9 protein-coding genes and 1 pseudogene are annotated in these 11,680 nt (G+C 71.9%); 3 read left to right on the forward strand and 7 right to left on the reverse strand.

What is annotated here, in order from left to right:
• On the reverse strand, positions 1-723 hold a 723-nt coding region (locus AB0A94_RS04030), incomplete at its 3' end, for a maltotransferase domain-containing protein (protein ID WP_361738488.1).
• Positions 724-986: 263 nt separating this feature from the next.
• A complete protein-coding gene (locus AB0A94_RS04035) occupies positions 987-2,189 on the reverse strand; it encodes a S8 family peptidase (protein WP_361738491.1) in 1,203 nt (400 codons plus the stop codon).
• A 261-nt stretch (positions 2,190-2,450) separates the two neighbouring features.
• On the opposite strand from AB0A94_RS04035, the gene AB0A94_RS04040 reads away from it, so the two are divergent.
• On the forward strand, positions 2,451-5,078 hold the full coding sequence (locus tag AB0A94_RS04040; protein ID WP_361738494.1) for a glycosyltransferase family 1 protein: 2,628 nt from the start codon (positions 2,451-2,453) through the stop codon (positions 5,076-5,078).
• A 332-nt stretch (positions 5,079-5,410) separates the two neighbouring features.
• Here AB0A94_RS04040 and AB0A94_RS04045 read toward each other — a convergent pair whose 3' ends face one another.
• The 4 genes and pseudogenes from AB0A94_RS04045 to AB0A94_RS04060 form a co-directional block, all read right to left on the reverse strand.
• Positions 5,411-5,932: a DUF1990 domain-containing protein gene (locus AB0A94_RS04045; protein ID WP_361738497.1), complete on the reverse strand. Its 522-nt coding sequence runs from the start codon at positions 5,930-5,932 to the stop codon at positions 5,411-5,413.
• 72 nt (positions 5,933-6,004) lie between these two features.
• Entirely contained in the window at positions 6,005-8,050 is a 2,046-nt protein-coding gene (locus tag AB0A94_RS04050) for a M4 family metallopeptidase (protein WP_361738500.1), read from the reverse strand.
• A 246-nt stretch (positions 8,051-8,296) separates the two neighbouring features.
• On the reverse strand, positions 8,297-8,422 hold the full coding sequence (locus AB0A94_RS04055; protein ID WP_361738503.1) for a hypothetical protein: 126 nt from the start codon (positions 8,420-8,422) through the stop codon (positions 8,297-8,299).
• A gap of 26 nt (positions 8,423-8,448) precedes the next feature.
• Positions 8,449-8,619: pseudogene (locus AB0A94_RS04060) on the reverse strand (IS701 family transposase); the annotation flags it as partial.
• Positions 8,620-8,864: 245 nt separating this feature from the next.
• Here AB0A94_RS04060 and AB0A94_RS04065 point away from each other — a divergent pair.
• Together AB0A94_RS04065 and rfbB are read left to right on the forward strand one after the other, a co-directional pair.
• Positions 8,865-9,932, forward strand: a complete 1,068-nt coding sequence (locus AB0A94_RS04065; protein ID WP_361738506.1) for a glucose-1-phosphate thymidylyltransferase — start codon at positions 8,865-8,867, stop codon at positions 9,930-9,932.
• Positions 9,929-10,903 carry a dTDP-glucose 4,6-dehydratase gene (rfbB, locus tag AB0A94_RS04070; protein ID WP_361738509.1) on the forward strand — a complete coding sequence of 325 codons (975 nt, stop codon included), beginning with the start codon at positions 9,929-9,931 and terminating at the stop codon, positions 10,901-10,903. Before AB0A94_RS04065 ends, rfbB begins: the two co-directional genes overlap by 4 nt.
• Positions 10,904-10,935: 32 nt before the next feature.
• Here the strand turns inward: rfbB and AB0A94_RS04075 are convergent, their stop codons facing one another.
• Complete coding sequence (locus AB0A94_RS04075; protein WP_361738512.1) at positions 10,936-11,529, reverse strand: response regulator transcription factor; 594 nt, start codon at positions 11,527-11,529, stop codon at positions 10,936-10,938.
• Positions 11,530-11,680: the final 151 nt, after the last annotated feature.

The raw sequence follows: 11,680 nt of genomic DNA on the forward strand, positions 1-11,680 counted from the left end.
CAGCGGCAGCGGGTCGCTGCTGGTGACCAGCTCCCGCAGCGGGTGCCGGGCCAGCACCGCGTCCACCTCCGGCGTCAACGCCGCCGCCAGCCGGGACGCCGCCGGACGGCTCTCGTCGCGCAGGGCGTCCACGGCGGCGAGCAGGACGCTCCTGGACCCGGAGTCGGGCACCTGGGCCGCCGCCCGCTCGTGCAGCCGGGCGCCCTCCTCCAGGACGACCTCGGTGTCCATGCCCGCCGGGATCTTGATCTGCGCGTGGTGCCGCCAGGTGGTGACCGGATCGCCCCACGCCTCCACGGTGTACGTCCACAGCCCCGGCTCCCCGGCGGTGACGGTCGCCCCCCACCTGTCCGTGCCGGGCGCGAGCTCCCGCATCGGCGTGAACGGCCCCCGGCGTCCCTCCGGGTCCGTCAGCACCACATCGGCGGCGACCGCGTCGTGCCCCTCCCGGAACACGGTCGCCGAGATCTCGAACGTCTCACCGGTCACGGCCTTCGCGGGCCGCCGCCCCTGCCGGACCATCGGCCGGACGTCGAGGACGGGAATGCGCCCCACGGCGGTCGCGGGGCCCGTGGACGGGCGCGCGGGAGCCGGCGTCGCGGAGGAGGACGCCGGCGGGGGACCGGTCTCGGCCGGGCGGACCGGAGGGGATCCGGCGCCGCGCTCCGCGGGTGTGCGGGAGCCTGGGGTCGGGGGGGATGACGAGTGGTGCTTGGCGGGCATGACCGCTCCTGTCCGCGTCAACGTGGGTGGGCGGATGACTGTGGGGAGGTGGGTCCTGCGTGGTGCTGCTGAGGGGGTACCCGCAGGAGCCTTCCCACACTGTTCGGGTGGGCAATCCGGCGCTTTGTTAACTACTCACGCGTATGTCGACACACAAGACCGGCCCCGTCCGCACGGGACGGAGCCGGTCCGTGGTGGGCCCGCTCCCACGGTCACCGGTGCCGTCCCGGCGGCCGGTCCCCGGGTGTCCCGCGCGGGTGCCGCTACGCGCGCGGAACCTGGAGCAGCCGGTTCGGCGAACCGAGCCCGCGCCCGGCCACCTTCCCGCTCGCCGCGCCCTTGACCAGCGCGTTCGCCACCTGGGCCGGGGTCGCCCGCCGGTGCTCGGCGAGATACAGCGCCGCCGCGCCCGCCACGTGCGGGGACGCCATCGACGTGCCCGAGTGGGCGACCCGCGCGGTGTCGCTCGCGGCGGAGGCCGAGGTGATCGAGACCCCCGGGGCGAACAGGTCGAGGGCGGAACCGAAGTTGGAAAAGGCCGGTTTCTTGTCCTGCCGGTCGGTCGCGCCGACCGTGACGGCCTGTTTCACGCCCGCCGGCGAGTACAGCGCGGCCGGCCCGCCCTCGTTGCCCGCGGCGACCGTGTACGTGACACCGGAGGCGATGGAGGTGCGGACGGCGGCGTCCAGCTGTGCGTTGTGGAAGCCGCCGAGGCTGAGGTTGGCGACCGCGGGCTTCCTCGCGTTCCGGGTGACCCAGTCGATGCCGGCGATCACCTGGGCGGTGGTGCCCGAGCCGGCGTCGTCCAGGACGCGCACGGAGACGATCCGCGCCTTCTTGGCGACCCCGTACGAGGCGCCCGCGACGATCCCGGCGACGTGCGTGCCGTGTCCGTTGCCGTCCTGTGCGGTCCGGTCGTCCTGGACGAAGTCCCAGCCGTGCAGGGCCCGTCCGGCGAGGTCCCGGTGCGTGGTCCGTACGCCGGTGTCGATCACGTAGACCGTCACCCCGGCGCCCGCCGACTCCGGCCAGGCGTAACGCCTGTCCAGCGGGAGGTCGCGCCGGTCGATCCGGTCCAGGCCCCAGGACGGAGGATGCTTCTGCGTGCGGTCCAGGGCGACGCGCGTGTCCTGGACGACCGAGGCGACCCGCGGATCGGCGGCCAGGCGCCCGGCCTGTCTCGCGTCGGCCCGTACGGCGTACCCGTTGAGCACCGTGCCGTAGGTGTGGCTGATTCTCGCCCCGTACCCCTCGGCGAGGTCCCTGCCCGCCGCCGAGCGGGCCGCCGTCCCCTCCTCCAGCGTCACCAGGTAACTGCCGGTCACGGAGCCGGGTGCCCCGGCACCGAGTATCCGTCCCTGTGGTGCGGCGTGCGCGGGCAGGGTGGCGGCCGAGACCGCCGCGGTGCACAGCACCGCCGTCATGACCCCCGCCCGACGCGGACGCCGCCTTCGCGTCCGTGACATGGTCCGGGTTCCCCTCCTCCACTCGGCGCGTCCGGCGCGGGCCGGTGCGTCAAAGGGGAAGCGTCTCGTGCGGGGTGAAGCGCGACAAGAACGCCCATGGGGGCGGAATCGGCCATATCCGCCATGAGGTGAATCGTTTGGTTGGGGATACGGAGGTACCCGTGTCCCCCGGCTTCCCGCGCGGTGCGTGTCCGCGCCGGTACTGTCGGCCACGATGCCCGGACGCGCACCGCGTCTCTCACGAACCCGTCGAGGTGGCTTGTGAAGGCGATCCGTCGATTCACCGTCCGACCCGTGCTCCCCGAACCCCTGCGTCCCCTCAGTGACCTGGCCCGCAATCTGCGCTGGTCCTGGCACGCCGGGACCCGCGACCTGTTCCGCTCCGTCGACCCCGGACGCTGGGCCGCCGCCGGCCGCGACCCCGTACGGCTGCTCGGCAGCGTGGCGACCGGGCGGCTCACCGAGCTGGCCGGTGACCGTGACTTCCTGGACCGCCTCGACGCGGTCGCCGGCGATCTGCACGCCTACATGACCGGCGACCGCTGGTACCAGGCGCAGACCGACCGGCTGCCCGCCGCCGTCGCCTACTTCTCCCCGGAGTTCGGCATCACGGCCGCGCTGCCGCAGTACTCCGGCGGACTCGGCATCCTCGCCGGCGACCACCTCAAGGCCGCCAGCGACCTCGGCGTCCCCCTCATCGGCGTCGGCCTGCTCTACCGGCACGGCTACTTCCGCCAGTCCCTGTCCCGGGACGGCTGGCAGCAGGAGCACTATCCCGTCCTCGACCCCCACGAGCTGCCCCTGGACCAGCTCGAGGAGCCCGACGGCACCCCCGCCCAGGTCACCCTCGCCCTGCCCGGCGACCGCTCCCTGCGCGCCCGGATCTGGCTGGCCCAGGTCGGCAGGGTCCCGCTGCTCCTGCTCGACTCCGACGTCGAGGAGAACGACCTCGGCGAACGCGGGGTGACCGACCGGCTCTACGGCGGCGGCAGCGAGCACCGGCTGCTCCAGGAGATGCTGCTCGGCATAGGAGGGGTCCGCGCGGTGCGCGCGTACTGCAGGCTCACCGGGCACGCCGCACCCGAGGTGTTCCACACCAACGAGGGTCACGCGGGCTTCCTCGGCCTGGAGCGCATCGCCGAACTGCGCGCCGGGGGGCTGGACTTCGACGCGGCCCTGGAGGCGGTCCGGGCGGGGACCGTGTTCACCACCCACACGCCCGTCCCGGCCGGCATCGACCGCTTCGACCGCGAACTGGTCGCCCGGCACTTCGGCCCGCACGCCGAACTGCCGAACATGGAGGTCGACCGCATCCTCCGGCTCGGCACGGAGAGCTACCCCGGCGGTGAGCCCGGCCTGTTCAACATGGCAGTGATGGGCCTGCGCCTGGCCCAGCGCGCCAACGGCGTCTCCCTGCTGCACGGCGACGTCAGCCGCGAGATGTTCGCCGGACTCTGGCCGGGCTTCGACCCCGAGGAGGTGCCCATCACCTCCGTCACCAACGGCGTGCACGCGCCCACCTGGGTCGCCCCCGAGGTGTTCCGGCTCGGCGCCCGGCAGATCGGCGCCCAGCGCGCCGAGGAGGCGCTGAGCGTCGGCGACTCCGACCGCTGGGACTCCGTCGTGGACATCGCCGACCAGGACATCTGGGAGCTGCGCCGGTCCCTGCGGGAGCTGCTGGTCCTCGAGGTGCGCGAGCGGCTGCGCGCCTCCTGGCGGCAGCGCGGCGCCGGCACGGCCGAGCTGGGCTGGATCGACGGGGTGCTCGACCCGGACGTGCTGACCATCGGCTTCGCCCGGCGCGTCCCGTCGTACAAGCGGCTCACGCTCATGCTGCGCGACCGGGACCGGCTGACGGAGCTGCTGCTGCACCCCGAGCGGCCGGTGCAGATCGTGGTCGCGGGCAAGGCGCACCCGGCGGACGACGGCGGCAAGCGGCTCATCCAGGAGCTGGTCCGCTTCGCCGACGACCCGCGCGTGCGGCACCGGATCGTGTTCCTGCCCGACTACGGCATGGCGATGGCGCAGAAGCTCTACCCCGGCTGCGACATCTGGCTGAACAACCCGCTCCGGCCGCTGGAGGCGTGCGGCACCAGCGGGATGAAGGCGGCGCTCAACGGCTGCCTCAACCTGTCCGTGCTCGACGGCTGGTGGAACGAGTGGTTCCAGCCCGACTTCGGCTGGGCGATCCCGACGGCCGACGGGGCGGGCACCGACCCGGACCGGCGCGACGACATAGAGGCCGCGGCGCTGTACGACCTGCTGGAGCAGCGGATCACGCCGTGCTTCTACGAACGGGGGCGCGGCGGGCTGCCGGACCGGTGGATCGAGATGGTGCGCCGGACGCTGAGCCTGCTCGGCCCGAAGGTGCTGGCCGGGCGGATGGTCCGGGAGTACGTGGAGCGGCTGTACGCGCCCGCCGCGCACGCGCACCGTGCGATGGACCCGGACTCCGCGCGGGAGCTCGCCGGGTGGAAGGCGAGGGTGCGGGCGGCCTGGCACGGGGTGACCGTCGACCACGTCGAGACGTCGGTGACCGCGGCCACCGCGGCCACGGCGGAACTCGGCACCACGCTCGCGCTGCGGGTGCGGGTGGGGCTGGGCGGTCTGAAACCGGAGGACGTCGAGGTGCAGGCGGTCTCCGGGCGGGTGGACGAGGAGGACCGCATCACCGATGCGGCGGCGGTGCCGCTGAAGCCGGTGGGCGCGCCCGATCCGGAGGGGCGGTGGGTGTACGAGGGGCCGCTGGTGCTGGACCGGACGGGGCCCTTCGGGTACACGGTGCGGATTCTGCCGGGGCACCGGCTGCTGGCGTCCGGGGCGGAGCTGGGGCTGGTGGCGGTGCCGTCGGAGGATGTGGTGGAGGCGGCGGGCTTACTGATGAGGTGAGGCGCTGTCAGCCCGTCCGGGGTGCCCCCTCTGGGGGAGTTCGAGGACGCGGCCCGTTCAGGGCCGAAGGGGGGCCGGGGGCGCAGCCCCCAGGAACGATGGGGGTACCTCCCGCTCGAGCGAAGCCGAGAGTGGGGGAGGGAAGGGGCGGCGGGGGCGACTGACCGTGGGCGGCGGGGGTGGCGGCGCGGCCTGCTGGGGGTGCCTCCCCCCAGAGGGGGTACCCCCAGCGCCCACCCGTGCCGCCCCAGCGGCACGACTGCCCGCAGGCTGCCGGGGTCGGCATGGCGAGACACGACTGCCCGCAGGCTGCGGGGGTCGGCATGCGGGCGTCAGTCCTGTTCCACGCCCCGCGTGGCCAGCCGGCGCAGCACCTTTCCACAACGGCGTGCGTACGCGTGCTGCATCGCGCGGGTGGCCGGGCCGCCCGCACGGGAGTACCAGCGGGCCGGCCTGCTGAACGCCTCCACCGTCAGCCACACCGTCCCGTCACCGGTGCGGTCCACGACGAACGACTCCTCGCCGCACTCGGGGTGCCCGGCCAGAGTGCCGTACGCCCAGCCGGCCCTGCGGTGCTCCTCCACCGTCCACACCACCCGGCAGGGCGCCTTCACGACCCCGGCGAGGGTGATGGTCACGTCGACGTCCGGGGCCGCACGGTCTGCGGCGGTCTCGACACCGACCCCCAGCTCCCGGTGCAGCTCCCAGGTGAGCAGCGCCCGAGCGGCCTGCCGGAAGACCGCCTCGCCCTCGCCGAGGCGGGTGCGGACGCGCATCGGGTGGAAGCCGGGAGGACAGAAACCGGGTTCCCGGGTCCCGCCGACGTGGTCGTAGGTGAAGTCCGCCGAAGACATGGGACCCAAGAGTAGGGCGGCGCCCACGCCTCGGGGAAAGGCGGGGCGCCGCTCACGCACTGCGTGTCCGGTTTACGGGAAGGTGAGCTTCCACCCGTTGATGTAGCCGGTGTCGTACCGCGCCACGTCCTGCACCCGCAGCTTCCAGGTGCCGTTGGCGGTCTCGGAGGAGGCGTTGACCGTGAAGGTCTGGTTGATGTTGTCCGCGGAGCCGCCGGTGCGGTTGCGCAGGTTGTACACCGTGCCGTCCGGGGCCAGCAGGTCGACGACCAGGTCACCGCTGTAGGTGTGCACGATGTCCACCGGGACCTGGAGGTTGGAGGGCGCGTTGCCCGTCCGCCCGGAGACGGTGATCGAGGACGTCACCGCGGACCCGGCGTCCGGGATCGGGACATCGGCGCTGTTCTCGAAGGACGTACCGCCGCCACCGCCGTCGCCGGAGCGCGAGCCGACGTTGATGGCCGCCCAGGCGTCCTGCACCGCCTTGTACTCGACGCTGTCCGTGCCGTACAGCTCACCGGTCGCCGCCAGGGTGCCGGTGCGGGCACCCGCGTAGTTGGTGGTGGAGGTGAACTTCGTGGTCAGCGCGCGGAACCAGATCTTCTCCGCCTTGGCGCGGCCGATGCCGGTGACCGGGAGGCCGTCGGAGGTGGGCGAGTCGTAGGCGACACCGTTGATGGTCTTGGTGCCGCTGCCCTCGCTCAGCAGGTAGAAGAAGTGGTTGGCGGGGCCGGACGAGTAGTGGACGTCGATCGAGCCGATGCCGGAGTACCAGCTGTCCTTGGACGCGCCGTCCTTGCTCGGCCTGTCCATGTAGCGCAGCGGGGTGCCGTCGCCGTTGATGTCGATCTCCTCGCCGATGAGGTAGTCACCGACGTCGGAGGAGTTGTTGGCGTAGAACTCGACGGTCGCGCCGAAGATGTCGCTGGTCGCCTCGTTGAGGCCGCCGGACTCGCCGCTGTAGTTGAGGCCCGCGGTGTTCGAGGTCAGACCGTGGGTCATCTCGTGCGCGGCGACGTCGATCGAGGTGAGCGGGTTGGCGTTGCCGGAGCCGTCGCCGTAGGTCATGCAGAAGCAGCTGTCGGACCAGAAGGCGTTGACGTAGTTGTTGCCGTAGTGGACCCGCGAGTAGGCGGCCGCGCCGTCGCCGCGGATGCCGCTGCGGCCGTGCACGTTCTTGTAGTAATCCCAGGTCAGCGCGGCCCCGTAGTGGGCGTCGGCGGCGGCCGACTCCAGGTTGGACGGGCTGCCGTTGCCCCAGACGTCGTCGGAGCCGGAGAACAGCGTGCCGGTGCCGGAGGTGCCCCGGTTCAGGTTGTAGGTCTTGTGCCCGCCGCGCGCCCCGTCGGTGAGGTTGTACGACGACCCGGACTGGGTGGTGGTCAGGTCGACGGTGCCGCTGTAGACGGTGTGGCCGGTTCCGTTCTGGACGGCCTCCCACTCGTACAGCTTCTCGCCCGTGGTGGCGTCGGTGACGACGTGCAGCTCCTGCGGGGTGCCGTCGTGCTGGAGCCCGCCGACGACCGTCTCGTACGCCACGACCGGCTCGCCCCCGGCGGCCCAGATCACCTTGCGCGGGGCGCGGTCGACGTCGGCGCCCTTCGCCTCCTCCGCCTTCGCGGCGGACAGGGCCTGCTGCTCGGCCTTCGCGGCCGGCACCGTGGCGGTGGTGGTCGCGGGCTTCACCGCGGCCCGGGTGGCCTTGACGACGGCGTCGGCCTCGCCGGCCGTGTCGCCCTGGACCACGAGGTCGCCGCCGAGGACGGGCAGGCCGTCGTAGGTGCGCTCGTAGCGGACGTGCACGGTCCCGTCGCGGTCCTTGAGGACGTCACGGACGACGAGCTTCTCCTTCGCGCCCAGACCGAGGTCCTTCGCGGTCTCCGCCTTGGTGGCGTTCGCCTCGCGGATCAGCGCGGCGCGCTGGGCGGGGGTGAGCCGGACCGACTCCGAACCCGGCTTCGCCTTGCTCGCGGCCGCCGGCGTCCGCTCGGGGGCGGCGGTGGCGCTGCCGGACTGCACGGCCGTGGCGATCAGCGCGGCCACCCCGGCGAGGGCGACGGCGGCGGCACGGCGGTGCGTGGTGTGGGGGGCGCGTCTGTGGGACGACCTGCTTCTCAACGCGGACTCCTTCTGCGTGGCCGCGGATCGCGCGGCCTGGGGAGGACCGGACGGCGGGTGGGCCGGCCGGGCAGAACGGAAGTGCTCTGAGCCGTGGCCGCCGGACAGCGGTGGACGGCGCGGTGGGGTTGCTGTGGAGCGGCCGTGGGAAGAGTGGCAGGGAACCACAGTCCTTGTCAGGAGCGCGTCAGAACTTTGGCCGGAAACCGTTCGTTGTCCGGGTGTTAACGTTCGATATTCGAACTGTTAAGGGAGGGCGGTGGGCCGGTCCCCGTGCCAGGAGCGCCACAGCGCCGCGTACGCGCCGTCGGCCGCCACCAGGGCGTCGTGCGTGCCGAGTCCGGTCAGCCGGCCGTCCTCCGTGACGGCCACGCGGTCGGCGTCGTGCGCGGTGCGCAGCCGTTCTTCCGTTCCTGCGGAGCAACCAGCCCTCGCACACGAGCCGGCGCCGACCCCCCTGGCTCCTCCCGGCTGAACCGGTGCACGAACCGCTCATGCGGAACGTTCGGTTCACCCGCTCACGGCCTGACATCCGCAAGGTCTCGCCGCTGACCGCACCGACGACCGATCCGGTCAGCGGCCACGGCGAGCACCAGGGCGGCACTGCCGGGGACCGCACCGCGCATACGGTGCGAGGCCGGCCTGTTCCCCAGGCGCGGCGGGTGGTCCGTGAAGCCGGGGCCCGGTCGGCCCGCAGGTGCACCTGAACACCGGTCCGTCGCGCCGGCGGGCGCACGCCGCCCCGGGCCGGGACGGCGCGCCCGCGACCGGTACACCAGTTGGGCTTGAGCGGCGCCGCCTAGGCTCCGGCGACATGAAGGCTCTCGTCCTGTCCGGGGGTTCGGGCACGCGCCTGCGGCCCTTCACACACACGTCTCCCAAGCAGTTGGTACCGGTGGCCAACAAACCAGTCCTCTACTACGTCCTTGAGGACATCGCTCAGGCCGGCATCACCGAGGTCGGCATCGTCGTCGGGGAGACGGCCAACGAGATCCGCAAGGCCGTCGGGAGCGGCGACAGATTCGGGCTCAGCGTCACCTACCTTCCGCAGGAGGCGCCCCTGGGCCTGGCCCACGCCGTCCTCATCGCCCGCGACTATCTCGGCGAAGAGGATTTCGTCATGTATCTCGGTGACAACTTCGTGGTCGGCGGCATCGCGGACCTCGTCGACAAGTTCCGCGCGGAGCGCCCCGACGCCCAGATCCTGCTCACCCGTGTCTCCGACCCGTCCGGTTTCGGTGTGGCGGAGGTCGGCCGGGACGGCCGGGTCGTCGCGCTGGAGGAGAAGCCGAGGCACCCCCGCAGTGATCTGGCCGTGGTCGGGATCTACTTCTTCACGCCGGTCGTGCACGAGGCGGTGCGCACCCTCACACCGTCGTGGCGCGGCGAACTGGAAATCACGGACGCCCTCCAGTGGCTCCTCGACGGACCCTACGACGTGCGGTCCACCATCATCTCCGGTTACTGGAAGGACACGGGAAACGTCGCCGACATGCTGGAGGTGAACCGCTCCGTGCTGGACGGGATCGAGCCGGGTACGGAGGGCCGGGTCGACGCGGCGAGCGAACTGGTGGGGCGGGTGCGGATCGAGGCGGGCGCCCAGATCCGGGCGTCGCGCATCGTGGGGCCCGCGGTCATCGGGGCCGGGACGGTGGTGACGGGCTCGTACGTCGGGCCCTACACGTCGATCGCGGAGAACTGCTCGATCGAGGACAGCGAGATCGAGTTCTCCATCATGCTGGGCGACTCCCGGCTCACGGGCACGCGCCGGGTCCAGCACTCGCTCCTGGGCCGGAACGTGACCGTCTCGCCGGCCCCCCGTGTACCCGCGGGTTCCCGTCTCATCCTCGGTGACGACAGCAAGGTGGAGATCTCCTCATGACAACGAGAATCCTGGTGACCGGGGGCGCCGGCTTCATCGGCTCGCACTACGTCCGCGCCCTGCTCGGTCCGCGCGGCGACCGCTCGGTCGAAGTCACGGTGCTGGACAGTCTCACCTACGCGGGGAATCCGGCCAACCTCGATCCCCTGCGCGACGACGAGCGGTTCGCCTTCGTCCACGGCGACATCTGCGATGCCCCGCTCGTCGATCGGCTGATCGCCGACCACGACCAGATCGTTCACTTTGCGGCCGAGTCGCACGTCGACCGCTCGGTGCGGGGGGCGGCGGAGTTCGTGCGCACCAACGTGGTGGGCACGAACACGCTGCTGGACGCGGCCCTGCGCCATGCCCCCAGGACCTTCGTCCACATCTCCACGGACGAGGTGTACGGCTCCGTCGATGTCGGTGCCAGCACGGAGACCGATCCGCTGCGCCCCAGTTCCGCGTACGCGGCCACGAAGGCGTCGAGTGATCTGCTGGCGCTGTCCTACCATCGCACGCACGGGCTGGACGTCCGGATCACCCGGTGCTCGAACAACTACGGCACCCATCAGCATCCCGAGAAGGTGATTCCGCGTTTCGTGACGACCCTGCTGAGCGGTGGCCGGGTACCGCTCTACGGTGACGGTGGCAATCTGCGGAACTGGCTGCACGTCGAGGACCACGTCGACGCGGTGGAACTGGTCAGGGAGGGGGGCTCCCCGGGCGAGATCTACAACATCGGCGGTGGCACCGAGCTGTCCAACAAGGAGCTGACGGCTCTGCTGCTGGACGAGGTGGGCGCCGGCTGGGACTCCGTGGAGTTCGTCGCCGACCGCAAGGGACACGACCGGCGCTACGCTGTCGACCACGGGAAGATCACCGCACTGCTCGGGTACCGGCCGCGCCGGGACTTCCGGGATTCGCTCGCCGAGGTCGTGGCCTGGTACCGCGACCGCCGCTCCTGGTGGGCGCCGCTCACCGGATCCTGAGCCGACGGGTTCTCCACGCCGGTGGCCGGAGGTCATATCCAGCCGGACATACTGGCGATGCGCACCGCGTCGAGCCGGTTGCGCGCGTCCATTTTCCGGACGGTCGTCGTCAAGTAGTTGCGGACCGTCCCGGGGGAGAGCGAGAGCTTGACGGCGATCTCTTTGATGTCGTCCCCCGCGGCGGCGAGTTGGAGAATCTCCATCTCCCGTTCGGTGAGAGGACACCCGGTGTTGCCCCAGGCCGCGAGCGTCAATTCGGTGTCGAAGACGCGGCGGCCCTCGTGCACGCTGCGTATGGCATCGGCGAGGTTGGCCGGGCGGGAGTTCTTCAGCACCAGGCCGCCGAGGCCGGACGCCAGTGACTGCCGCACGGTGGCCAGCCGGGCGAATCGAGCGGTGAGCAGTGTGCGGCAGTCCGGCAGGTGCTCCTGGATGGACATGGCGGCGAGGAGGCCCTCCCGCTCGTGCAGGTCGACATCGATGACCGCCACGTCGGGGCCGTACTCCAGAACCGTCCGGATCAAATCGCTGCCGACACCGGTGGAAGCGATCACTTTGATGCCTGATTCACGTTCCAATAAGAGGACCAACCCCGCACGGACCATTTCCAGCTCTTCGGCAATCACAACCCGTATGGTCATACATTCCCTCAGTGTGGTTATCGACGGAACTCCATCTCCGGTGGTGCGAGTTTCGGCTGGCATGGCCAGGTAGCGATTAGCCGAGTTCATGCAGCGGTCGGAAAGAGGGGGGCAGCACCCGGACCTCGACGGGCCG

It is taken from the genome of Streptomyces sp. NPDC044984, assembly GCF_040646935.1.
Lineage (GTDB): Bacteria > Actinomycetota > Actinomycetes > Streptomycetales > Streptomycetaceae > Streptomyces.

Excerpts from the sequence above, each read along its gene's own strand:
- AB0A94_RS04065 (WP_361738506.1), top strand. The coding sequence starts at position 8,865 with ATGAAGGCTCTCGTCCTGTCCGGGGGTTCGGGCACGCGCCTGCGGCCC.
- AB0A94_RS04035 (WP_361738491.1), bottom strand. The coding sequence starts at position 2,189 with ATGTCACGGACGCGAAGGCGGCGTCCGCGTCGGGCGGGGGTCATGACG.
- AB0A94_RS04045 (WP_361738497.1), bottom strand. The coding sequence starts at position 5,932 with ATGTCTTCGGCGGACTTCACCTACGACCACGTCGGCGGGACCCGGGAA.
- rfbB (WP_361738509.1), top strand. The coding sequence starts at position 9,929 with ATGACAACGAGAATCCTGGTGACCGGGGGCGCCGGCTTCATCGGCTCG.